General features: G+C 73.7%; 17 protein-coding genes. 11 read left to right on the top strand and 6 right to left on the bottom strand.

Annotated features, from left to right (window positions below):
• Positions 1–28: 28 nt before the first annotated feature.
• The 4 genes from Q9G87_RS15755 to Q9G87_RS15770 all read left to right on the top strand — a co-directional run bounded on the left by Q9G87_RS15755 (position 29) and on the right by Q9G87_RS15770 (position 6,266).
• Positions 29–2,347: an ATP-binding protein gene (locus Q9G87_RS15755; protein ID WP_305917086.1), complete on the top strand. Its 2,319-nt coding sequence runs from the start codon at positions 29–31 to the stop codon at positions 2,345–2,347.
• A complete protein-coding gene (locus Q9G87_RS15760; RefSeq protein ID WP_305917087.1) occupies positions 2,344–4,440 on the top strand; it encodes an ATP-binding protein in 2,097 nt (698 codons plus the stop codon). The genes Q9G87_RS15755 and Q9G87_RS15760 overlap by 4 nt, the downstream gene beginning before the upstream one ends.
• Positions 4,441–4,542: 102 nt before the next feature.
• Positions 4,543–5,592: a sensor histidine kinase gene (locus Q9G87_RS15765; protein ID WP_305917088.1), complete on the top strand. Its 1,050-nt coding sequence runs from the start codon at positions 4,543–4,545 to the stop codon at positions 5,590–5,592.
• Entirely contained in the window at positions 5,589–6,266 is a 678-nt protein-coding gene (locus tag Q9G87_RS15770) for a response regulator (protein WP_305917089.1), read from the top strand. Before Q9G87_RS15765 ends, Q9G87_RS15770 begins: the two co-directional genes overlap by 4 nt.
• Here the strand turns inward: Q9G87_RS15770 and Q9G87_RS15775 are convergent.
• Complete coding sequence (locus tag Q9G87_RS15775; protein WP_305917090.1) at positions 6,256–6,915, bottom strand: DUF2306 domain-containing protein; 660 nt, start codon at positions 6,913–6,915, stop codon at positions 6,256–6,258. The two genes, Q9G87_RS15770 and Q9G87_RS15775, sit on opposite strands and share 11 nt — an antisense overlap.
• 156 nt (positions 6,916–7,071) lie before the next feature.
• Between Q9G87_RS15775 and Q9G87_RS15780 the strand changes: the two genes are divergently transcribed.
• Together Q9G87_RS15780 and Q9G87_RS15785 are read left to right on the top strand one after the other, a co-directional pair.
• The gene (locus tag Q9G87_RS15780; RefSeq protein ID WP_305917091.1) at positions 7,072–8,070 is read left to right on the top strand and encodes an NAD(P)-dependent alcohol dehydrogenase; all 999 of its coding nucleotides are present in this window, start codon (positions 7,072–7,074) and stop codon (positions 8,068–8,070) included.
• Between the two features lie 92 nt (positions 8,071–8,162).
• Positions 8,163–8,969, top strand: a complete 807-nt coding sequence (locus Q9G87_RS15785; RefSeq protein ID WP_305917092.1) for a peptidoglycan recognition protein family protein — start codon at positions 8,163–8,165, stop codon at positions 8,967–8,969.
• Between the two features lie 6 nt (positions 8,970–8,975).
• Here the strand turns inward: Q9G87_RS15785 and Q9G87_RS15790 are convergent, their stop codons facing one another.
• The 3 genes from Q9G87_RS15790 to Q9G87_RS15800 all read right to left on the bottom strand — a co-directional run bounded on the left by Q9G87_RS15790 (position 8,976) and on the right by Q9G87_RS15800 (position 13,184).
• Positions 8,976–10,892, bottom strand: a complete 1,917-nt coding sequence (locus Q9G87_RS15790) for a S41 family peptidase (protein WP_305917093.1) — start codon at positions 10,890–10,892, stop codon at positions 8,976–8,978.
• 142 nt (positions 10,893–11,034) lie between these two features.
• Positions 11,035–12,498, bottom strand: a complete 1,464-nt coding sequence (locus tag Q9G87_RS15795; RefSeq protein ID WP_305917094.1) for an MFS transporter — start codon at positions 12,496–12,498, stop codon at positions 11,035–11,037.
• A gap of 56 nt (positions 12,499–12,554) precedes the next feature.
• Complete coding sequence (locus tag Q9G87_RS15800; protein WP_305917095.1) at positions 12,555–13,184, bottom strand: TetR/AcrR family transcriptional regulator; 630 nt, start codon at positions 13,182–13,184, stop codon at positions 12,555–12,557.
• 181 nt (positions 13,185–13,365) lie between these two features.
• Between Q9G87_RS15800 and Q9G87_RS15805 the strand changes: the two genes are divergently transcribed.
• The 5 genes from Q9G87_RS15805 to Q9G87_RS15825 all read left to right on the top strand — a co-directional run bounded on the left by Q9G87_RS15805 (position 13,366) and on the right by Q9G87_RS15825 (position 21,107).
• Entirely contained in the window at positions 13,366–17,535 is a 4,170-nt protein-coding gene (locus tag Q9G87_RS15805; protein ID WP_305917096.1) for an HAD-IC family P-type ATPase, read from the top strand.
• 34 nt (positions 17,536–17,569) lie between these two features.
• Complete coding sequence (locus Q9G87_RS15810; RefSeq protein WP_305917097.1) at positions 17,570–18,673, top strand: glycosyltransferase; 1,104 nt, start codon at positions 17,570–17,572, stop codon at positions 18,671–18,673.
• On the top strand, positions 18,670–19,563 hold the full coding sequence (locus Q9G87_RS15815; protein WP_305917098.1) for an SGNH/GDSL hydrolase family protein: 894 nt from the start codon (positions 18,670–18,672) through the stop codon (positions 19,561–19,563). The genes Q9G87_RS15810 and Q9G87_RS15815 overlap by 4 nt, the downstream gene beginning before the upstream one ends.
• Positions 19,487–20,614, top strand: a complete 1,128-nt coding sequence (locus Q9G87_RS15820; RefSeq protein ID WP_305917099.1) for a glycosyltransferase family 4 protein — start codon at positions 19,487–19,489, stop codon at positions 20,612–20,614. The genes Q9G87_RS15815 and Q9G87_RS15820 overlap by 77 nt, the downstream gene beginning before the upstream one ends.
• Before the next feature lie 67 nt (positions 20,615–20,681).
• Positions 20,682–21,107 carry a MarR family winged helix-turn-helix transcriptional regulator gene (locus tag Q9G87_RS15825; protein ID WP_305917100.1) on the top strand — a complete coding sequence of 142 codons (426 nt, stop codon included), beginning with the start codon at positions 20,682–20,684 and terminating at the stop codon, positions 21,105–21,107.
• A gap of 12 nt (positions 21,108–21,119) precedes the next feature.
• On the opposite strand, the gene Q9G87_RS15830 is transcribed toward Q9G87_RS15825, so the two are convergent.
• Complete coding sequence (locus Q9G87_RS15830) at positions 21,120–21,767, bottom strand: carboxymuconolactone decarboxylase family protein (protein WP_305917101.1); 648 nt, start codon at positions 21,765–21,767, stop codon at positions 21,120–21,122.
• A 55-nt stretch (positions 21,768–21,822) separates the two neighbouring features.
• Entirely contained in the window at positions 21,823–22,986 is a 1,164-nt protein-coding gene (locus Q9G87_RS15835; RefSeq protein ID WP_305917102.1) for an SRPBCC family protein, read from the bottom strand.
• Positions 22,987–23,000 lie beyond the last annotated feature (14 nt).

The raw sequence follows: 23,000 nt of genomic DNA on the forward strand, positions 1-23,000 counted from the left end.
CCCGGGCGCCTGAGTCGTTGGAGCAATCATGACCATGGCCGCGCCGCACGTCTCGGGCGGTCTGCCGGCGGAGCTCAACACCTTCGTGGGCCGCCGGCACGAAATAGCCGAGGTCAAACGGCTGCTGTCCGAGGCCAGGCTGGTGACGCTGGTCGGCGTGGGAGGCGTCGGCAAGTCCCGGCTGGCCCTGCGCGTCGGGTCCGACCTGCGGCGCGCCTTCCACGCGGGCGTGTGGCTGATCGAGCTCGCCGCGCTGGAGAGCCCCCTGCTTCTCGTCCCGACTGTCATGGAGAAGCTGGAGATCCAGGACCGTTCCGTACGCCCCCCGATCGAGGTGCTCGTCGACCACCTGCGGGACAAGGAGATGCTCGTGCTCCTGGACAATTGCGAGCACCTCCTGGACGAGTGCGCGGCCATGGTCGACACGCTGATGCGCGCGGCCCCCGGCCTGCGGATCCTGGCCACCAGCCGGCAGGCGCTGGGCGTCGCCGGCGAGCGGACGATGCCGTTGCCGACGATGTCGGTGCCGGACGCCGACGGGGCGGGGCCGTCGGCCGAGGCGATGGGGCGGTCCGACGCGGTGCGGCTGTTCGCCGAGCGGGCCAAGGCCGTGCTGCCCGGCTTCGAGGTCACCGACGCCAACAGGGAGAGCGTGGCGTGGATCTGCCGGCGGCTGGACGGCATGCCGCTGGCGATCGAGCTGGCCGCCGTCCGGCTGCGGGCCATCTCCGTACAGCAGCTGCTGGCCCGGCTGGACGACCGCTTCCGCCTGCTCACGACAGGGGCGCGGACCGCGCTGCCGCGCCAGCAGACGCTGCGGGCGCTGATCGACTGGAGCCACGCTCTGTGCACCGAGCAGGAGCAGCTGCTCTGGAGCCGGCTCTCGGTGTTCTCCGGCGGCCTGGACCTGGAGGCGGCCGAGCAGGTCTGCGGCGGGAACGGCATCGCCGTCGAGGAGATCATCGACCTGGTGAACGGCCTGGTGGACAAGTCCGTGCTGGCGCGCGAGGAGCAGCAGAACGGCGTCAGGTACCGGCTGCTGGAGACGATCCGCCAGTACGGCCGCGAGCGGCTGCGGGAGTCGGGCGAAGAGGCGGAGCTGAAGGCCCGCCACCGCGACTGGTACCGGGACCTCGCCCTCCGCGCGCAGGAGGGATGGTACGGCCCCGACCAGGTGGCCTGGTTCGCCCGCCTGCGTGCCGAGCACGGCAACCTCCGCACGGCCATGGACTACTGCCTCACCACGCCCGGCGAGGCGGAGGCCGGCCTGGTCATCGCCGCGGCGCTGCGGTTCTACTGGATCGCGGCCGGCGCGCTGCGCGAGGGACGCAGCTGGCTCGACCGGCTGCTCGCGGCCGAGCCGGCGCCCACCGCCGCACGTGCCAGGGCCCTGCTGGTCAACGCCAGGCTCGCGGTCCTGCAGAGCGACTTCGGCGTGGCCACGGCGATGCTGGATGAGAGCAAGGATCTGGGCGACCGGCATGGGGACGCGCTGGTCCTCGCCGGCGCGGCCTACGTCTGCGGCCTCGCGGCCCTGATCCAGCGCGACCCGTCCCCGGCCGTGACCCTCCTCGGCGAGGCCATCGAGGCCCACCGCGCCTCGGACGACCAGATGGGCGTGGTCAACGCGATGATGTACCTGGCCACCGCGCACTCCCTGCTGGGCCACCCCGAGCAGGCCGCGGACCTCTACAAGGAGTGCCTGACGATCTGCGAGGTCCAGAACGAGCACTGGTTCCGGTCGTACACGCTGTGGGTGTTCGGGATCGAGACGTGGAAGCAGGGCGACACGGCGCGGGCGGTCGAGATGGAGCGCGAGGCCATCCGGCTCAAGCAGCCCTTCGACGACCGCCTGGGCATCGCGCTGTGCATGGAGGCGCTGGCCTGGATGGCCGCCGAGGACGAGGCCGAGCGGGCCGCGGTGCTGCTCGGGGCCTCTCAGGAGAGCTGGCGCTCGTTCGGCGGGCCGCTGTTCGGCTACCTCTCCGGCTTCCACGAGAGCGCCGAGACGGTGGCGCGCGAACGCCTGGGCGCGCGCGACTTCGACGCGGCCTTCCGCAAGGGCACCGAGATGAGCTGCGCCGAGGCGCTCGCCTACGCCATAGGCCGCGCCGCCCCGCGGGACGAGCAGGCGCGCGAGGCCTCGCCGCTGACCCGGCGGGAGCGGGAGATCGCCGCGCTCGTCGCCCAGGGCAAGAGCAACAAGGAGATCGCGGCCCACCTGGTGATCGCGCAGCGCACCGCCGAGGCGCACGTGGAGCACATCCTGTGCAAGCTCGGGTTCACCTCGCGGACCCAGATCGCCGCCTGGGTCTACGAGCAGGACCGTTCCGGGAGCTCGTCATGACCGCCAGCCTATTGACGGACAAATCCAGCTTTGTCGGGCGCAGGCGTGAATTGTGCGAATCCCGGCGCATGCTGGCCTCGAGCCGGCTGCTCACCCTGACCGGCCCGGGCGGCGTCGGCAAGACCCGCCTGGCGCTCAAGCTCGCCGAGACTCTCCGGGGCAGTTTCCGTGACGGGGTGGAGGTCGTGGAGCTGGCCTCCCTGGAGACCGGCGAGCTTCTCGAGCCGACGGTCGCCGCGGCGCTGGGGCTGCGCGACGCCGGGCCCGATCCGGTGAAGGTGATCATCGACTACGTGTCGGACCAGCGGATGCTACTCGTGTTCGACAACTGCGAGCACGTGCACGAGGCCTGCGCCCGCCTCGTCGACCGGCTGCTGCGCTCCGCTCCCCGGCTGCGCATCCTGGCGACCAGCAGGCGGACCCTGGGCGTGTACGGCGAGCAGGTGCTGCCCGTCCCCACACTGCCCGTGCCACACCCCGGGCGCGGGTTGCGGGAGACCGCCCGCCACGACGCCGTCCGCCTGTTCGTGGAGCGCGCGGCGCGGGCCGTGCCCGGCTTCTCGCTGCACCCGGGCAACAAGGCGTGGGTGGTGCGGCTGGCCCGGCGGCTGGAGGGCATCCCCCTCGCCATCGAGCTGGCCGCGGCCCGGCTGCGCACCTCGACGCTGGAGGACCTGGCGCGCGAGCTCGACGAGCGCATCGACGTGCTGGCGGCCGACGCCCCTTCCGTGCCGCCGCGCCATCGCACGCTGCGCGCCACCATGGACTGGAGCTTCGGCCTGTGCTCGGCCGGGGAGCGGCGGTTGTGGTCACGGCTGTCGATGTTCCCCGGCGGGGTCGATCTGGACACCGCCGAGTCGGTGTGCGCCGGCGACGGCATCGACGACATGGAGGTGCTCGACCTGCTGGCCGGGTTGGTGGACAAGTCCGTCGTGGCCGGCGAGCTGCGGGAGGGCAGGCTCAGGTACCGCATGCTGGAGAGCCTGCGCGCGTACGGGAGCGAGCGGCTGCCTGCCGCCGACCGGCGGCTCCTGCGCTCCCGCTACGTCCGCCACTACCGGGAGCTGGTGGAGCGGCACCGCATCGACCGGCTGGTTCCCGACCAGCTCGAGCGTTACCACCTGCTGCGCGGGGAGCTGCCCAACCTGCGGGCGGCGCTCGACGCGTGCATGTGCGAGCCCGCGCTCGCACCCGTCGGGCTGGGCACCGCGTCGGCGATGTGGTGCTACTGGCTGCTGGCCGGCTCGCTCACCGAGGGCCGCTACTGGCTGGAACGCGGCCTGAGACTGGTGCCGGACGGCACCAGCACGCGAGGGCAGGCGCTGTGGGCGTGCGGCCTGCTCGCGCTGCGCCAAGGCGACGTGGCGGCGGCCGGGCCGCGGCTCGGGGAGTGCCGTGACCTCGCATGTCAAGCCGGGAACGACCGGATCCTGCCGCGCGCGCTCATGGCCGAGGGCGTGGCCGCGTTCTCCACCGGCGACGGCCGCCGGGGTCTGGAGTTGCTGCGCGAGTCCCTGGCGCTCCACCGGGCCATGGAGGACCTGGACGGCGTGCTGTACAGCCTGTACTTCGCCGCCGCGTACGGCTCCAGCGAGGACCCCCGCCAGGCCGCCGAGTTCGGCGAGGAGCTGCTGGACCTGTGCGAGCGGCATCACGCTCTGGTCTCCCGCGCCTACGCCCAGATGTCGCTCGGCGTCGCGCGGTGGAATCTGGGCGACTGCTCGCGGGCGGAGGAGCTGGTGACGGCGGCCACCGAGTTCGCCGGCGAGATCGGCGACCGATGGTGCCTCACCCAGTGCCTGGAGGTGCTGGCGTGGGCGGCGGGCGGGCGCGGGGAGCATGAGCGGGCGGCGGAGCTGCTGGGTGCCGCGCATGTGTTGTGGCGGGTGATGGGCGCCGCGCCGGAGCGGCTGAGTTACCACGCCGTCTGGCACGAGCGCTGCGAGCAGCAGGCGTGCCTGGCGCTGGGCAGGCGGGCGTTCTCGGGGGCGTTCCGCGCCGGTGAGCGGCTCGGACCGGACCGCGCCGTGGCCTACGCCTGTGGCCGCGAGAGCCCCGCCCAGCAGGCGAAGGCCGGTGCGGGGTCTCGATAGCATGATGGAGTGCACGGTCTTCTCCGCTCCTTATGGAACGAGCCACGTGCCCCCAACCCTCCACGGAGGGTGTGGCGGGACTGGGCGCTCGTAGGAGTGCTCGTGCCGGTCGCGGTGCTCGAAGGGGTCATGCGGCCGGACCTTTCCTGGCGGGCCCTGTCGGTCACCGTCACCGTCGGGCTGGTGTTCACGTTGTTGTGGCGCCGCACCAGGCCGCTGCTGATGGTCCTGATCATTTTCGCCGCCACGAGCCTGGCGCCGTTGTTCACCGGTGGCGCGGCCATCGAGATGTACACGATGGCCTACGTGCTGGTGGCGCTGTACGCGTTGTTCCGGTGGGGGTCGGGGCGCGAGGTCGCGATCGGGTTCGCCATCATGCTGGCCGCGGTCTCGATGTCGGTGGCCGCCGGCCGCATCGCCGCCCCCGCCGACATGATCGGCGCGTTCGCCGTGATGGTCTCCTCCTTCGCCCTGGGCGTGGCCTTCCGGTTCCGGTCGCGGGCCAGGATGCGCGAGCTCGACCAGGTCAAACTGCTCGAACGCGAACAGCTGGCCCGCGATCTGCACGACACCGTCGCCCATCACGTCTCGGCGATGGCCATCCGCGCCCAGGCGGGCCTGGCGACGGCGGCCACGCATCCCGGCGCCGCCACCGAGGCGCTGCGCGTGATCGAGGCCGAGGCGTCGCGCACGCTGGCCGAGATGCGGGCCATGGTCCGGGTCCTGCGCAGGCACGAGCCCGCGGAGCTGGCCCCCGGCAAGCACATCGCCGATCTCGCCCAGCTCGCCGGCCAGGGCCGCGTCGGCCCGTCCGTCGACGTGGAGATCCGCGGCGACCTCGACAGCCTGCCGCCGTCGATCGGCGCCGCGATCTACCGCATCGCGCAGGAGTCGGTCACCAACGCCAGGCGGCACGCGCGGCACGCCACGCGCATCGAGGTGAGCGTGGCCGCCGACGACACCTCGGTGCGCCTGCGGGTGAGCGACGACGGCGACAACAGCTCCACGCATACGATCTCGTCGGCGGGATACGGGCTCATCGGCATGATCGAACGCGCCGGCCTGCTCGGCGGCAGCTGCGAGGCAGGCCCGAACCCGGGCCGGGGCTGGACCGTGACGGCCGTGCTGCCCCGCACCGGGGCGGTGACATGAGCAACACCATCCCCGACAGGAACATCACGGTGGTCGTGGCCGACGACCAGGAGATCGCCCGCACCGGGCTCAGGATGATCCTCGACGCCCAGCCGGACATCGAGGTCGTCGGCGAGGCGGGCGACGGGCGGCGGGCCGTCGAGCTCGCCCGGCGGCTGCGCCCCGACGTGTGCCTGTTCGACATCCGCATGCCTCACCTCAACGGCATCGACGCCACCCGCCTGCTGGCGGGCCCGGACGTCGGCGACCCGCTCGCCGTGGTGGTCATCACCACGTTCGACCTGGACGAATACGTCTACGAGGCGCTGCGGGCGGGCGCCCGGGGCTTCCTGCTCAAGGACGCGGGTCCGCAGCTGCTGGCCCAGGCCATCCGGGCGGCCGCGGGCGGCGACGCACTGATCGCGCCGAGCATCACCGCGCGGCTGCTGGGCACCTTCGCCGGCGCCGGGCCGGCCGCGCCGCTTGCGCAGCCCATCGAGGCGCTCACGGACCGGGAGGAGCAGATCCTGCTCACCGTGGCACGCGGGCGGACCAACAGCGAGATAGCCGCCGAGCTGCACATCTCACTCAGTACGGTCAAAAGCCACGTCGCGAGCCTGATGACCAAGCTCGGCGTGCGCAACCGCGTGGAGATCGCGATGTGGGCGTACGAGACCAACCGCGTCAAGCACTGACCCGGGACCGCCGCCGCCTGCGGCGGATGATCCCTTCGGCGACGGCAAGGTTGATCACCCAGCCGGCGGCCAGGAGCAGCGCACGGGTGACCTCGTCCTGCTCACCGCCGTGGACGATGAGCCAGACGGCCTGGGTCACCGCCTGCGTGCCGGCGCCCATGCCGATCGCGTAGGCGCGGGTCATCCAGGCGCGGTGCCCGGCGATGTCCCGGCGCAGGATCGCGGCCAGGCCGAGCACGAGGGAGACGGCCATCGTCGTGCCGAACACGAGCCGGAAGGCGGCCAGCAGATCGCCGTCGCCGGGCGGGCGGGCCAGGAACAGGGTCATCCACAGGCCGGACAGCGCCGTGACGAGCCCGGCGGGGATGAGGATCCGCCCCGCCGGGCGGTGCCAGCGCCGCCGGACGCGGCCGAACTGGAACGCCCCCAGGACGCTGTACAGGCTGGCGGCGACGATGTGCAGCATCACCGGCAGCGGCATGGCGACGAACCGCGCGTTCGCGGGCGTGACGTCGGCGCCGCCGGCCAGCTCGGTCAGCCGGACGGCGCCGGCGAGCACGGGAACGAAGCTGAGAACGATGAGCCCGGCGGGAAGGAGCCATCCTGCCCTGGTGGCCGGGCGGCGTGTCCTGGTGGTCTGGAGGGTCATGCCTCGATCGTGGCCGCCGGGGCGGTCGCGGTTCATCGGCGGAACGGCTCGGCCGGCCTGGCCTATCGGCCACCGAGGAGGTCGTACTTTCGGCCGTTGGACCGGGGGCGGGTCTTGGCGACACTGACGTTCAACCGCTCCCGGAGGAGGAATGTGATGAAGGCTTTCGTTCTACGCACGTACGGCCCGCCCGCCGCGCTCAAGCTCATGGACGTCGACCGGCCCGAGCCCGGCCCCGGCGAGGTGCTGGTGCGAGTGCGCGCCACGTCCGTCCAGCCCTACGACTGGCACGGGATGCGCGGGGAGCCGTACGTCGCGCGGGTCATGCCCGGCGGCCTCGGGCTGCGCAAGCCGTCGATCCCGATCCTCGGCGCCGACGTGGCCGGCGAGGTCGAGGCGGTCGGGAAGAACGTCACCGAGTTCGCGCCCGGCGACGAGGTGTTCGCGATGTCCAAGCAGGGCGGGTTCGGCGAGTACGTCCGCGTCGAGGCGGCCGAGCTGGCGCCGAAGCCGCGGAACCTGTCGTTCGAGGAGGCGGCCGCGGTGCCGCTGGCGGCCGGCACCGCGCTGCTGGCCGTCCGCGACGACGGCAGGCTCCAGCCCGGGCAGCGGGTCCTGGTCAACGGGGCCTCGGGCGGCGTGGGGACGTTCGCCGTGCAGCTCGCCAAGGCCTTCGGCGCGCACGTCACCGGCGTCTGCAGCCACAGGAACGTGGACCTGGTCCGCTCACTCGGCGCCGACGAGGTCGTCGACTACACCAAGGAGGACTTCACCCGGCTCGGCCGCCACTTCGACCTCGTGGTGGACAACGCGTGCAGCCGGCGCGCGTCGGCCTACCGGCGGGTCCTGAAGCCCAAGGGCATCCACGTCCTGGTCGGCGGGCCCGCCGGCCGCTGGTTCCAGCCGGCGGGGCGGATGTTCGCCACGCTGGCGGCCGGTATGTTCCTGCCCCACAAGGTGGTGCTGACGGACGTGGTCGGGTGCACGGCGGAGCAGAACAGGCGCAACCTCGTCACGCTGACCGGACTCATCGAGGACGGCCAGGTCAGCCCGGTCATCGACCGGCAGTACCCGTTCGAGGAGATCCCCGCGGCCATCAGGTATCAGGAAGAGGGCCGCGCCCCGGGCAAGGTCGTCATCACGGTGTCGGCATAAGATCGCCCCGATTCTCGCGATCACGCAGAGATAGGGCATGCTAAAGATCTGTAAGCAACTGCCCGCGACGATTGCGATGAAGGTTCCTGATCATGCCGTTCCTGACCCAGCTCGCCGACGTCGCCCGCCGCACCGGCGGACCGGTGACCGAAGTGGCCGGATGGAAGACCCGCGGTCACGGGCCGCAGCCCGAGGTGCAGGGCATCGTCTGTCACCACACCGCGGGCCCGCCGGCCGGCGGCGACTACCCGTCGCTGGCCGTGGTGCGCGACGGCCGCCCCGGACTGGACGGGCCGCTGTCGCACTTCGGGCTCGGCAGGTCCGGGCGGATCTACGTCATCGCCGCCGGACGATGCTGGCACAACGCCCCGTCGACCTCCCCGCGGCACGACAACTCCAGCTCGATCGGCATCGAGGCGGAGAACAACGGCGTCCAGCCGTGGCCCGCGGCGCAGGTCGAGGCCTACATCCGGCTGTGCGCGGAGCTGTGCCGCGAGTTCGGGCTGCCGGCCTCCCGGGTGAAGGCGCACCGGGAGGTCAACACCGCCAAACCGGACCCGCACTCCCTCGACATGAACGACTTCCGGGCGTCCGTCGCCGCCATCATCAAGGGCGACCCGGACCCATCCTGGACGGAGACCATCGTGAAGAACCTGCCGCTGATCCGCCTCGGTGACGACAACGTCGACGTCAAGACGGTCAGAGGCTGCCTGTTCGCCCGCGGTCACGTGCCGCGGGCCGCCTACGCCGGCGTCCAGGACGGGCTCGAGGGCTGGTTGACGTCCACCCGCTGCGACACCGGCCTGGTCGAGCTCGTCCGCGGGTTCCAGCAGGCCGAGGGCCTCGACGAGGACGGCGTCGTCGGGCCCAAGACCTGGCCGTCGCTGCTGCGCGTGTAGGCGGGGTCAGCGGACGATCGTGCGGGCCGCGACGAGCTCCCCTTCCTTATAACCCTCGACACGGACCACCTGGGCGGCGCCGATCCCCGGGACGGGGAACGTCACGGACTCCTGCGCCAGGTCCACCGACAGCCGCGGCCGGCCGTCGAGGTAGACGTCGGCCCGGTCCACGAGCCGGCTCCGCAGGGTCAGCTCGCCGCTCGCCGCGGCCACCTGCGCCTCGAGGCGGCGCACCGGCCGGCCGGCCAGCAGCTGCCCGGCCCGTTCGAGTAGGTCCGCGTTGCCCTGGAGCACGTCCCTGCGCGTCATGCGGTGCCGCTGGTCGGGCACGACGCCGAGGTCCTCGACGGGGGTGCCCGCGAGGTCGTGCACGCGCAGGGTGCGCCGGATCGACACCCGCATGTTCGCCTGCCCCGCCAGCGGCCTGTACGGCGTGTCCGCGGCCGGTTCCGGCAGCTCCAGCAGCGTGGTGAGCAACTGGTGCGTCCACACGTTGGCGCCGCCGGCGCCGGTGTTGCCGTCCACGCCGAGGACGGGGCCGATCTTGTGGTCCTGGAAGCCGGCGGCGAAGATGTCGGTCGCCGAGTAACAGCGGGCGTCGGTGATCAGAACGACGGGGCCGTGGTAGCGCTGGCCGACGGCGTTGGCCCCGTCGGCGGGCGTGATGGTGAAGCCGCCGGAGTAGACGGCGCCCGTCTCCAGCGCCTGCTCCATCGACCTGCACCACGGCGTGAGGTCGATCTGGCCGGTCGGGTTGTTCTTGTGCTGCCCGCAGATCCGCAGGTTGAGCGGCGTCGCGATGAACTGCGTCGGCTCCGGGGAGATCGGGTGGGGGGTGAGCGTCTGCAGGAGGAACTCGCTGGCGAAGATGTGCCCGCCGCCGTTGCCGCGCACGTCCACGATGAGCCCGTTCTGCGGCAGCAGCTCGATGAGCCGGACGAACTCCCGGACGAACCCGTCGGGGTTGTTGACGTTGAACGTGAACACGCGGATGTGGCCGTACGTGCCGGACGCGGTGACCACACTCCTGGCCCGGAACACCGCCGGCATGGACGTCGGGACGTCCGCGCCCGGCGCCGCGGGCTCGGTCGTCAGGTCCGCGAAGGCCAGCGACTCCCGCGCCGTGACCGACGTGGGCACGTACAACATCGTGACGGCGCGGCCGATCTCGTCCGTGCCGAGGTCGAGCCCTTGAGCCACGGCCGCGGTGCTGAGCTCGTCGGCGTCGACGAAGGGCGGCACGTTGTCGGTGATGCGCCACTTCTCCCGCAGCTCCCGGGATATCCCGTCGCCGTTGACGTAGGTGAGCACCACCCAGTCCTCGTCGGGCGGCACGTGGATGCGCAGCGGCCGGAGGGTGAGCGACTGCAGGCCGCGCGAGTGCCGCGCCGCCGCGTTGCTACCGGCGAAGCGTGTCGCGTTGAGCGCCACCGCCCGCTCGATCGGCACCCCGTTCCAGTGCGTCACCTCGACGCCGGGGCCGAACCCGGGAGCGGAGAAGCCCTCGACGACCCTGGTCACCACGTAGTGCGGGTCGTCGCCCTCGAAGTACTCCTCGATCTGGTACGGCAGGTACGCGATCTTGCCGGAGAACGGCACCGGCAGCAGGTAGTTGGTGTGCAGGTCGCGCATCGAGTGGAAGATCTCTGACAGCTCCTGGTGGAAGCGCCACTCCGGATCCATGCCCGTCTCGCTCTGCCGGCCGAGTCGCTGGGCCAGCAGCCTGAGCCGCTGGACCGGGTTCACGGCGTGCATCGCGGCCTTGAGCGGCAGGTGCACGTAGTTCTGCTCGATGAGCACGAGCGCCTGCTGGACCAGCGTGCGCCGGTCGGCGAGCGTCAACGTGCCCGCCGTGCGCAGGAAGTCCGGCAACTCCACCGCGTCGGCCAGCCGCTTCGCCATCGTCTCTGATGCCTCGGTCATGCCTTTGCCCACCCCCAGGCGTCGTGGCGCGGCCCTGCCGGCCGGAAGGGGCGCCGGGCGGCCGCGCGGATCGGATTCCCGCAGGCTGGCACGGGACGGGCGGCGGCCGCCTCGGGGGCCGCCCTAGGGCTTTCCCTAGGTTTCACCCCACGGGGACCGGCCGGCTGTCGCGTGCCCGGATGAGCAGCAGCGAGATCGCCACGCCGGCCAGCCCCGCGGCCGCGGCCACCAGGCAGGTGGTGGCCAGCGCGCCGGTGAAGGCGTTCCTGGCCGTCTCCTGGGCGGACTGGCTCACCAGGTCGAACCGGCCGCCGGCCACCACCGCGGCCTGCCCGGGGAGCTCGGCCCCGATCCGGGTCGTGAAGATCGCCCCGAACGCGGCCACACCGGTGGCCGTGCCCAGCGGGAAGAAGGTGTTGGACAGGCCCGAGGCCATGCCCGCCCGTTCGCGGGGCACGACGTCGAGCGTGACGCCCAGCAGCGGCGGGAAGGCCAATGCCCCGCCGACGCCGAGCAGCACGAAGCCGGGCAGCGCGACGAGCCACGAGCTGTCCGGCCCCACCCTGGCCATCAGGACGAAGGCGATCGCGATCAGCGCGAAGCCCCCGGCCATCAGCCGGGACGCGGGGATCCGCTCCCCCAGCCGACCAGCCAGCGGGGCGACGATCAGGATGGGCAGGGTCAGGGCCAGCAGCCGCAGCCCGGTCTCCAGCGGAGAGTGCCCGAGCATGCCCTGCAGCCACAGGATCAGGTACGGCAGGATGCCGAAACTGGTGATCCTGGCCAGGAACGTCAGCAGCACCGCGCCGGTGAACGTCGGCATCCGGAACAGGCGCACGTCCAGCACGGCGTACGGGCGGCGGGCCTGCACCGCGACGAACAGGCCGAGCAGCACCAGACCGGCGAGCAGCGCCGCCAGCACCCCGGGCGAGCCCCAGCCCTGGCCGGGACCGGCGATCAGCGCGTAGTTGAGCGCGAAGAGCATGGTGACGGCCAGCACGGCGCCGGCCACGTCGATCCGGCCGGAGGGTGCCTCCCTGGCCGGCTCGCGCAGCCGCAGCAGCGCCCCGGCCAGCAGGATCGCCCCCACGGGCAGGTTGATCCAGAAGATCCACCGCCAGCCGAGGGTGTCCACCATCAGGCCGCCGAGCAGTGGCCCGAGCCCGGCGGCCGCGCCGCCCGCGGCGGAGAACGCCCCGATGGCGCCCTGCCGGGCGCGGCCCGCCGGATAGGCGCCGGCGATGAGCGCCATCGCGGTGCCCATGATCATCGCTCCGCCGACCCCCTGCGCGATGCGGAAGGCCGTCAGCGCGCCCGGGCTCCAGGCCGCCCCGCAGGCCGCGGAGGCGGCGGTGAACAGCGCGACCCCGGCCGTGAAGATCGCGCGGCGGCCGACGCGGTCGGAGACCGATCCCGCGGTGAGCAACAGGGCGGCGAACGCGAGCGTGTAGCCGTTGATGGCCCACTGCAGGCCGTCCAGACGGGCCTGCAGCTCACCGGCGATCTCGGGGAGGGCGACGTTGACGATCGTGATGTCCAGGGTGAGCAGAACCGCGGCCAGGCAGACCACGGCCAGGGTCCACCCGGCCTTCGGAGGCTGAGTCATGCGTACAAAGTACACAGAAATTAGGCAAACCTAAATAGAGGGCGGGAGAGATCTGCTCAGCGGGTCGCCAGCGCGTCCACGAGCGCGCGGAGCCCGTGCAGGAAGGCGGCCTCGTGGTCGAAGGAACGCAGCGCGCGGCGGGCCCGCTCGGGGTCGTCGACCGAGGAGGCGAGCAGCTGCTCGCGGGCGGCGCGCCGCTCGGGCGCCACGCCGGGCAGGTAGGACAGGTGGCCGAGGACGTACCACCACAGCGCGGCGTAGCCGTCGGTCCCCTGCCGGTCGTCCTGGCCCAGCTCGGCGAAGCGGTCCAGGGTCCAGGTGAACAGGGCGGCGGCCCGCGGCGCGAACTGCTCGCCCTGGCGCAGGATCTCCACGACCCAGGCATGCTGGGCGAGGTAGGCGTCCACGGCGGCGAACGCGGCCACCAGCCGCTCCTGCGGGGTCCCCTCCTCGTCCGGCAGCGGCGGCAGTCCCTCGGCCACGTCCTCGAGCAACGCGAGGATGAGCGCCCGCTTGTCCGCGACGTGCCGGTAGATCGCCATCGGAGCGGCGCCGAGTTCGGCCGCGACCCGCCGGATGGTCAGCCCGCCGACGCCTTCCGTCTCGGCCACTCGCCGGCCCGCGGCCACGACGATCCCGCGGGTGAGGAACTGGCGACGTCCGCTGGAGCTCGTACGCGTGACCACGTCTTTCACTGTAGTCCCCACCCCCTGCCACGTGATCGCTTCCGCCTGGGCACGGAGCGGGCTGCCGGGGCGTGCGGTAAAGGCGTTGTTCATGGAGATTTAATGAACGTCCTCGACTGATCCCGGCTGGCGGGGTACGGGGACACCCATGCTCGGACACCTCACTCGTACCTTGCGCCGTGTGACGGACGCGGTCGGCGCTCTCGGCGGGCGCTCGACCTGGACATATCCGGGCCGCATCCATCTGGAGCTGCTGCGCGAGCCGGTCCTGGCGGCCGAGATCGAGGGCAGGCTGCAGGCGGTCCCGGGCGTGCGGTGGGCCCGGGTCAACGTGCCGCTGAGCCGGGCGATCGTGGCGCTGGACGACCCGCCCGCCGACACCGCCGAGCTGATGCGCGCGCTGGAGGAGGCGGAGGCCAAGGCCCGGTCGCGGGTGGCCGCCGAGCCGCCGCCCGGGCTGGTCCTGGCGGCGGACCTGGGCGGCATCGCGGCGACCGGCGTGGAGTGGCTCCTCCACCGCACCCCGCTGCCCGGGGAGGTCGCCGGCCTGGTGTCGTTGGTCGACAACCTGCCGCGGCTCCGCGACGCCATCGACGACGCGATCCCCCTTCCCGCGCTGAGGACGTGGCTGCCGGTGGCGAGCGCCGCCGTGAAAGGGCTGGCGCCCGGCCTGACGGGGCTGGTGGTCGACACGGCCCAGCGTCTGGTGCAGATCAGGGAGAACCACGCCGTGGACAGCGCGTGGCAGGCGGTGCACGAGCGCCTGACCGGGACGCCGGAGCAGGCCGCCGCCTCCGCGGTCCCCGCCGAGCGGCCCGTCCCGCTGCCGCCCGGCCCCGCCGACCGCTACGCCGACCAGTTGCTCGCCGGTGCGCCGCTGGGCGGCCTGGTCGGCTCGCTGCTGAGCATGAACGCCCGGCGCGGTCTGCAGACGGCGATGATCTGCACGCCCAAGCCGGCGTTCGCGGGACGCGAGACGTTCGCGGCCGAGCTGGGCTTCGTGTTGTCGCGCCGCGGCGTGGTGATCGCCGACCGCGCGGCGCTGCGGCGCCTGGACCGGATCGACACGGTGGTGTTCGACGAGGACGTCCTGCTGTCGCCACGCAGTGCGATCGGCGAGGTGCGGCCCGCGCCCGGCGCCGACCATGAGGAGATCGCCACGTGGCTCTACCGGATGTTCGACCCCGACCGGCCGGAGGCCGCGCAGGAGGAGGGGCCGTGGCGGCTGCGGGCCCGCGGCCGGCGGCTCACCCTGACCCGCGACGGCGAGAAACAGGCGAGCGCCGAGACCGCGCGGCAGCGCTCGCCGGACGCGGAGGCGGCCGTGGCGGCCGCGCGCAAGGCCGGGTTGCGCGTGATCGTGCGGCCCGGCGCGGGCGCGGAGCGGGTGCGGGAGCTGCAGGCCGGCGGGGCGGGCGTGCTGCTGGTGTCCTCCGACCCCCAGGCCCTGGCGCAGGCCGACTGTGGAGCCGGGGTCACCCCGGGGGTCCGCACCGGCTCGGCGGCCGGCGCCCCGGCCCCGCCTCCCTGGGGCGCCCATCTGCTGCTCGACGACGACCTGCGGCCTCTGGTCGCGCTGATCGCCGCCATCCCGGCGGCCCGCGAGGTGGCCGCCGGCGGAGTGCGGCTGGCCCGCGGCGGCACGGGCGTGGGCGCCCTGTTCGCCCTCACCTCTCCCGCCCCGCGCTCGGCGGGCAACGCCCTGACGGCGATGCACGTCGCGACCTGCCTGTCGATGGGCCACGGCGCCTGGCGCGCCTGGCGTACCACGCTGACGCCCGCCCTCACTCCGGCCGATCCGCGGCCGTGGCACGCGATGCCGGTCGAGACGGTGCTGCGCGAGCTGGACACCGGCCCTGACGGGCTGAGCGAAGCAGAGGCGGCGCGCAGGCGGACACCGGTCGCCGCCAACGGCAGGCGGCCGTCGCTGCTGCGCGAGACGGCGGCGGAGCTGGCCAACCCGTTCACGCCCGTGCTCGCGGCCGGTGCGGTGGGCTCGGCCGCGGTGGGCTCTGTCGTGGACGCCGCCCTGGTGTCCGGCGTGATGGGGCTGTCGGCGCTGGCCGGCGGCGTGCAGCGGGTGGCCACCGCGCGCACGCTGGCCCAGCTGGCCGGGCACGTACGCGTCCGCGCGCGGGTCCTGCGTCACGGCGAGGAACACGACGCCGACGCCCGCGACCTGGTCCCCGGCGACGTGGTGGTGCTCTCGGCGGGCCAGGTGGTGCCCGCCGACTGCCGGATCGTGGCGGCGGTCGGACTCGAGGCCGACGAGTCGGCGCTGACCGGGGAGTCCCTCCCCGTGACCAAGAACGCCGCGCCGATCTTCGCCAGGGACGTGGCCGATCGGCGCTCCATGCTGTACGAGGGCACCTCGATCGCGGCAGGCACGGCCACGGCCGTGGTGGTGGCCGTGGGCCAGGCCACGGAGACGGGCCGCGCCCTGGCCGCCGCCGAGGAGCGCGCCCCGCGCAGCGGGGTGGCCGACCGGCTGGCGCGGATCACCCGGGCCACCACGCCGATCGCCGGCGGTGCGGCGGCGGCGCTGACGCTGGCCGGCCTGGTGCGCGGCCGGCCTCTGCGCCAGGCGCTCGCCGAGGGCGTCAGCCTCGCCGTGGCCGCGGTGCCCGAGGGCCTTCCGCTGCTGGTCAGCGCGGCACAGCTGGCGGCGACCCGCCGGCTGTCGGCGCACGGCGTGCACGTACGCGATCCGCGGACCATCGAGGCGCTCGGCCGGGTCGAGGTGCTGTGTTTCGACAAGACGGGCACGCTGACCGCGGGTGAGATCCGGCTGACCCGCGTCTGCGACGCCCGTCGCGAGGTGTCCGTGCGCAGGCTGGGCGATCTCGAGACGGTCCTGGCCACGGGACTGCGCGCGACGCCCCGCCGGGAGAGCAACGGCGAGCACAGCCACCTGACCGACGCGGCCGTCGCCGCCGGCGCCGAGGCCGCCGGGGTGAGCCGCAGAACGGGGGTGCACGGCTGGCGGGAGCTGGCGGCCCTGCCGTTCGAGCCGTCCAGGGGTTTCCACGCCACCCTCGGCAAGAATGGGCGGACCAGGCTGCTCAGCGTCAAGGGCGCGCCCGAGACCGTGCTGCCGCGCTGCACCCGCGTGCGGGTGAACGGCCAGGAGCGCCCTCTGGACGACAAGGAACGGCACCGCGTCGAGGAACACGTCGAGCGTCTGGCCGCCTCCGGGCACCGCGTGCTGGCCGTGGCCGAACGCCCGGTGACGGGGCGCGACGATCTCGACGACGGCGACGTGGCCGACCTGACCTTCGCCGGGCTGCTCGGCCTGGCCGACGTGGTGCGGCACACCGCCAGCCCGGCGGTGACCCGCCTGCGCGCGGCCGGCGTGCAGATCGTCATGATCACCGGGGATCATCCCAGCACGGCGAGCGCCATCGCCGCCGAGCTGATCGAGGCCGAGCCACGGGTGCTCACCGGCGCGGAGCTGGACGCCCTGGACGACACGGAGCTGGACGAGCGGCTGCCCTCCGTCGACGTGGTGGCCCGCTGCACGCCGGAGCAGAAGGTCCGGGTCGTGCGCTCGTTCCAGCGGATCGGCAAGGTGGTGGCGATGACGGGCGACGGCGCCAACGACGCCGCCGGGATCCGGCTGGCCGACGTCGGCATCGCGCTGGGCCTCACCGGCACCCCGGCGGCGCGGGCCGCCGCCGACATCGTCGTGAGCGACGACCGGCTGGAGACCATCGTCTCGGCGCTGGCCGAGGGCCGCGCCATGTGGGCCTCGGTCCGCGAGGCGCTGGCCATCCTGGTGGGCGGGAACCTGGGCGAGATCGGCTTCACCCTGCTCGGCGCGCTCGCCGCCGGCTCCTCCCCGCTGTCGGCCCGGCAGCTGCTGCTGGTCAACATGCTCACGGACCTGGCGCCCGCGCTGGCCATCGCGCTGCGCGCCCCCTCGCCCGAGGAGGCGGCGAACCTGTTGCAGGAGGGTCCGGAAAGCTCGCTGGGCCAGGCGCTCACGCGTGACATCGCCCGGCGCGCGGTGATCACGTCGCTCGGCGCGGGGATCGGGTGGACGCTGGCCAGGTTCACCGGCACACCGGCGCGAGCGCGCACGGTCGGGCTGGTCGCGCTGGTCGGCACCCAGCTGGCCCAGACGGTGCAGACCGCGGGACGGGACCGGACCGTGCTGCTGAGCGCCGTGGGCTCGGCGGTGGCGCTGGCCGCGATCGTGCAGACGCCCGGCCTCAGCCACTTCTTCGGCTCCACGCCGCTCGGCCCGGTGGCGTGGCCGATCGCGCTGTTCTCCGTGGGCGCCGCGATGGTCATCGACAAGGTCGCGGAGCGTCCGTTGAACACCATTATGGACAGGTTCATGCTGAATTAGCACGTTAGGACGGGTGCCCGGTAAGCAATCCGGTGTGCGCATCGTTCGGTTAGCGAACTTCGTCACTTCTACGTCGGGCGGGCTGCGTACCGCCCTGCACGAGCTCGGCGCCGGATACGCGGCGGCGGGCCACGAGCCCGTTCTGATCACGCCGGGCGCGAGCGCCGGCGACGAGCTCACCCCTGCCGGGAGGGTGATCACCCTGCCCGGCCCCGTGGTGCCGGGACTCGGCGGCTACCGGGTCATCACCGGCCGGCGGAGGCTGCGCCGGCTGCTGGAGGAGCTGGCGCCCGACCGGCTGGAGGTGTCCGACCGCACCACGCTGCGGTGGACGGGAGCGTGGGCGCGGGCCGCAGGCGTGCGCTCGGTCATGGTCTCGCACGAGAGCCTGTCGGCGTTGCTGCGCCTGTACGGTCCCCTCGGCCGGCTCGCCGACCCGCTCAACCGCGCGACGGCCGCCGCCTTCGACACCGTGGTGTGCACGACCGGCTGGGCCGCGGCCGAGTTCACCAGGCTCGGCGTGCCGAACCTGGTCCGCGTGCCGCTCGGGGTGGACCTCACCACGTTCGGCCCGGGGCGCTTCGACCGCGGCCTGCGTGCGCGCCTGGCCGCGCCCGGTCAGCCGCTGCTGGTGCACTGCGGGCGGCTGTCGCCGGAGAAACGGCCGGACCGCTCCATCCGGGCCCTGGCGGAGCTGCGCCGCCGGGGCCTGCCCGCGGTGCTCGTGGTGGCCGGGGACGGGCCGCTGCGGCCCCGGCTCGCGCACCAGGCCGAGGGGCTGCCGGTGCGCTTCCTCGGCCACGTGGCAGACCGGCAGGAGTTGGCCGCGCTGCTCGCCACCGCGGACGTGGCCATCGCGCCCGGGCCGGTGGAGACGTTCGGCCTGGCCGCGCTGGAGGCGATGGCCAGCGGGACCCCGGTCGTGGTGGCCCGCGACAGCGCCCTGCCGGAGGTCGTCGGCCCGGCGGGGGCGGCGGTGCGCGACGACCCGGCCGCTTACGCGGACGCGATCGAGACCCTCCTGTCCGATCCGGCCCGGCGCTCGATGGCGCGCGCTCAGGCCGAACGGTACGGCTGGCCCGCGGCGGTCCAGGGATTCCTGCGGGCGCACAGCGTGATCGACACGGAGGTGCGATGATCCGCATCGTCGCCCTGGGCGACTCCGTCACGGTCGGCCTGGGCGACTCCGTGCCCGGGCGCGGCTGGGCCGGCCTGCTGGCCGAGTCGCTGGCCCCCGCCGAGTTGACCAACCTCGCCACCTGCGGCGCCCGCGTCCACGACGTCGTGCACGACCAGCTGCCGCGCGCTCTGGCCCTGCGCCCGTCCGTCGTCACCGTGCTCGTCGGCGTGAACGACACGCTACGCAGCGACTTCCGGCCCGCGGAGATCGCCGCCGATCTGGAGCACCTGGTGACGCGGCTGAGCGCGGACCGGGTCACCGTGGTGACCGCCACCCTGCCCGATCCGGGCCTGATGTTGCGGATCCCGGCATTGCTGCGCCGCCCCCTCGCCCGGCGCATCCACGTCATCAACACGATCGTGGCGGGCCTGTCCCACCGCCACGGGACCGCGCACCTCGACCTCGCCCGGCATCCCGCGTTGTACGAGCCGCGCATGTGGAGTGTCGACCGCATGCACCCCAGCGAACGCGGCCACCGCAGCCTCGCCCGGCTCGCCGCCGCCGAGTTAGGCGCACGCGGCCTCGCCGTACGGCCGCCCGCCCCGGAGCCGACCGGCGCCGAGCCGAGCGCGTGGGCCAGCGCGTTCTGGCTGGCCACCGCGGGCACCGCCTGGCTGGCGCGGCGCTGCTGGGACTTCCTGCCCGCCTTCACTGTGCTCATCGCGAGGGAGCTCTGGGCGCAGGCCGACGGGGATGGGGTTGCCGGGGAATTCGCCCAACGGGCGACTGCCGGTGACCTGCACGTCGCTCTGGAACGGGATGAAACAGGACATGAGGGTCGCCATCGTGGCCGAGTCGTTCCTGCCCCAGGTGAACGGGGTCACGAACTCGGTGTGCCGCATCCTTGACCACCTGGCCGCCACCGGGCACGACGCCCTGGTGATCGCCCCGGATCCCGCTCCCCCCGCGTACGCCGGCTTCCCCGTCCACCCGGTCCCCAGCCTCACGCTGCCGTTCTACCGCTCCGTCAGGGTCGGCCTGCCCGGCCGCGGCATCGCGCGCACGCTGGAGGGCTTCAAGCCCGACCTCGTCCACCTCGCCTCGCCCGCCGTGCTCGGCGGGGCCGGGCTGGCCACCGCGCGCCGCCTCGGCGTGCCGACGGTCGCCGTGTTCCAGACCGATCTGGCGGGGTTCGCCCGCCAGTACGGCCTACGCGGCGGGGACGCGATCATCTGGTCCTGGCTGCGCCGCATGCACCGCGGCGCCGCCCGGACCCTCGCCCCGTCCACGCCGACCCTGCACGAGCTGGCCGGCCGCGGCATCCCCCGGCTGGCGTTGTGGGGGCGCGGCGTCGACCTCGGCCTCTTCCACCCCGGCCATCGCTGCCGGAGTCTGCGCGGCCGGCTCGCCCCTGGCGGCGAGATCATCGTCGGCTACATGGGTCGCCTGGCCGCCGAGAAGCAGCCCCAGCTGCTGGCGGCGCTGGCCGACCTGCCGGGAGTCCGGCTGGCCGTCGTGGGGGCAGGCCCCATGGAGGGGCGGCTGCGGCGGCTGCTGCCGCAGGCGGAGTTCTTCGGCCTGCGTACCGGGGCCGAGTTGTCCCGCGTCCTCGCCTCGCTCGACGTCTTCGTGCACACCGGCAGCAACGAGACCTTCTGCCAGGCCGTGCAGGAAGCGCTCGCCTCCGGCGTGCCCGTCGTCGCGCCTGACTCGGGCGGGCCGCTCGACCTCGTCGAACCCGGTGTCAACGGCCTGCTCTATCCGCACGGCGAGCCGTCGGCGCTCCGCGCCGCCGTCGCCGCGCTCGCCGCCGACGCCGGGCTGCGTGCCCGCATGGCGCGGCAGGCCAGGGAGTCGGTGCGCGAGCGCGACTGGGCAAGCGTCTGCGAGGAGCTGCTCGGCCACTACCGCGACGTCCTGGCGGGCTCCCCCGCCGCCTCCTGCCACCCGGCGGCGTGATGGGCCCGGCCTGCGATGTGTACCATACACATGGGAGGGGGGTTCCGACCTCCGACGGGGAGGCAGGGTGCACGAAGAGATCGCCGACATCGAGCGTGAGCTCATGCTCATCGGCCGCTACAAGGAGCTGGCGACCGCCGCCGGCCCCGCCGAGCAACGGCTCGAACGCAGCAGCTACATCCTGCTCAGGCGGCTCGAGGCCGAGGGGCCGATGTCGATCGGCCAGCTCGCGCAGGCGTTCTCGCTCGACACCTCCACGGTCAACCGGCAGACGGCCATGCTGCTGCGCGGCGGCCTGGCCGAGCGCATCCCCGACCCGGAGGGCGGCATGGCGCGCAAGCTCCGCATCACCGAGGAGGGACTGCGGCGGGTGGCGGCGGAGCGCGACTTCCGGCTCGGCGGCCTTGCCACGGTGCTGAAGGACTGGAGCCGGCAGGAGCTGGCCTCCTTCGCCGAGGGCCTGGCGCACTTCAACGCCAGCATTGAACCGTAGCCCGGGGCGCGCTCATCCGGCCGGCCGAACGTCAGAACGGGGGGCGAGGTCTGGTTCGCCTCCTGCCCGGTCGCCCGGCTCGCCCTCCTTGTGCTCGCCCGCGAAAACCCTCAGCTGCATGGCCAGCGTGGCGTAGTAGCCCACGAGGGTCGTCAGCTCGAACAGGCCCCGTTCCCCCAGCGCCGCCACCGCCCGGGCGTATTCCTCGTCGGTGAGCTCGCCCGCGCGGGCCAGCGCGGCCGCGGCGCGCACGGCGGCCTGCTCCGCGGGGTCGTCCAGGCCGGCCGAGCGGCCCTCGCGCAGCGCGGCCAGCTCGGACTCGGTGAGGCCACACGTACGGCCCACCGCCTCGTGCGCCTCACGCTCGAAGTCGCTGCCCCAGTGCGCGGCCACGGTGAGGATCGCCATCTCCCTGATCCGGGCGGTCAGGACCGAGCCGTACCGCACGGCCGTGCCCACCGCCTGCAACGCCAGGCCGACGGGCGGGCTCAGCAACATCGCGTTGAACGGCCCCCGCAGCCGTCCCCGCTCGTCGGCGAGGGCGAACGCCTGCGGCCCCGCCGCCCGCGGCCCGGCCGCGATGGCGCGGTAGACCTCGGCCTGCTCCTCGTCCAGTTGCTCGGGCAGCAGGCCGGGCAGCCGGGTCTTGCGGTGGGACATGCGGACTCCCTGCGGGTACGCGCCGATCGCTCAGATCCGTATCACGGCCATCCTCCTAGCGCGAGCCGACAGGTTGCCGCCGGCTCTCGGCGTACGACCGCAGCCACATCAGGTCCTGCCGCAGCTTGCGTGCCGGGTTCGCGCCCAGCAGCCGCGCCACGGCGTGGCCTGCCGCGCCCGCCACCGGGTTGTAGGCGAGCCGCACCTGGACGCGGGTCCTGCCGTCGGGCTGCTCGTCCAGGCACAGCGAGCCGGTGTGGGCGATGAGTTCACCTTCGGCCGACTGCCAGGCGATCTCCCGGCCCTCCTCGCGCCTGATCTCGGTGGCGTCGAACCGGATCGGCGTTCCGGCGGGCCCGCTGATCGTCCAGTGGGACGTCCGGCCGTCGGCGGAGCGGCGTACCTCGAGCACGTCAGGCATGAAGCGGGGGAAGGCCGAGTAGTCGCTCACCAGCGACCACACGGTCGCGGCAGGCGCGTCGATCGAGATGCCCTCCGTGATGTCGACGGCGTGCCGGCCGGCCTTGAGCCCGGTCAGGCGCCGCAGCGGCAGGTTCGTCGCCGCGCGGGCGGCCAGCAGCGCGCCGGCGCCGCGGACGGCCCAGACGACCGGCCGGGGCAGCCCGCCCGGCAGCGCCATCATGCCGGCGGCGGCCGCGCCGGCCAGGAACCTGGCGGTCGGCGACCACTGCTGCTGCAGCAGCTCGGGCACCGGTTCGCGGCGCCTGCCAGCGCCCTGGAGCCGCGGCGACTGCGCCGCGTCATCGTAGAGAGTCCAGTGCGCCTCGACGCCTTTGACGCCGGGGATGTGCCGGAGCGCCCGCCTGGTCCGCTCGTCCTCTGTGGCGAGCACGTCGCCGTCGAGCCTCACGACGCGGTCCTGGACGTGGACCTCCACCGCGTGCGGGTAGCTGACGTGGCGGCCCAGCTCCGCCCGTACGCGCTCGTAGAGCACGCGGTCGTCGACCGACCGGCCGGCGACGCGGTAGCGCACGGCGGCGGCCGAGCCGCGGCTGCGATTGGCCAGGTCCCGGCGGAGGACACCCAGCCCGTCACGCAGCTCGTGCCTCGCATGCGCCGCCTTGTCGCGGCTCTTGGCCCGGCGGGAGCGTCCCCGCGCCGGATCGAACAGGTAGGCGATCGCGGCTCCGGCGCAGAAGCCCATCCCGGCCGCGGCCGCTTTCCCAGCCAGGTGCGTCTGCCGCTCCCCGGCTGTCATGTAAACCTTTCTCG

The sequence above is a fragment of the Nonomuraea turcica genome (assembly GCF_030718205.1).
In the GTDB taxonomy this organism is placed as follows: domain Bacteria; phylum Actinomycetota; class Actinomycetes; order Streptosporangiales; family Streptosporangiaceae; genus Nonomuraea.

Excerpts from the sequence above, each read along its gene's own strand:
- Q9G87_RS15755 (WP_305917086.1), top strand. The coding sequence starts at position 29 with ATGACCATGGCCGCGCCGCACGTCTCGGGCGGTCTGCCGGCGGAGCTC.
- Q9G87_RS15775 (WP_305917090.1), bottom strand. The coding sequence starts at position 6,915 with ATGACCCTCCAGACCACCAGGACACGCCGCCCGGCCACCAGGGCAGGA.
- Q9G87_RS15830 (WP_305917101.1), bottom strand. The coding sequence starts at position 21,767 with ATGTCCCACCGCAAGACCCGGCTGCCCGGCCTGCTGCCCGAGCAACTG.
- Q9G87_RS15820 (WP_305917099.1), top strand. The coding sequence starts at position 19,487 with ATGAGGGTCGCCATCGTGGCCGAGTCGTTCCTGCCCCAGGTGAACGGG.
- Q9G87_RS15770 (WP_305917089.1), top strand. The coding sequence starts at position 5,589 with ATGAGCAACACCATCCCCGACAGGAACATCACGGTGGTCGTGGCCGAC.
- Q9G87_RS15835 (WP_305917102.1), bottom strand. The coding sequence starts at position 22,986 with ATGACAGCCGGGGAGCGGCAGACGCACCTGGCTGGGAAAGCGGCCGCG.
- Q9G87_RS15780 (WP_305917091.1), top strand. The coding sequence starts at position 7,072 with ATGAAGGCTTTCGTTCTACGCACGTACGGCCCGCCCGCCGCGCTCAAG.
- Q9G87_RS15795 (WP_305917094.1), bottom strand. The coding sequence starts at position 12,498 with ATGACTCAGCCTCCGAAGGCCGGGTGGACCCTGGCCGTGGTCTGCCTG.
- Q9G87_RS15760 (WP_305917087.1), top strand. The coding sequence starts at position 2,344 with ATGACCGCCAGCCTATTGACGGACAAATCCAGCTTTGTCGGGCGCAGG.
- Q9G87_RS15785 (WP_305917092.1), top strand. The coding sequence starts at position 8,163 with ATGCCGTTCCTGACCCAGCTCGCCGACGTCGCCCGCCGCACCGGCGGA.
- Q9G87_RS15815 (WP_305917098.1), top strand. The coding sequence starts at position 18,670 with ATGATCCGCATCGTCGCCCTGGGCGACTCCGTCACGGTCGGCCTGGGC.
- Q9G87_RS15790 (WP_305917093.1), bottom strand. The coding sequence starts at position 10,892 with ATGACCGAGGCATCAGAGACGATGGCGAAGCGGCTGGCCGACGCGGTG.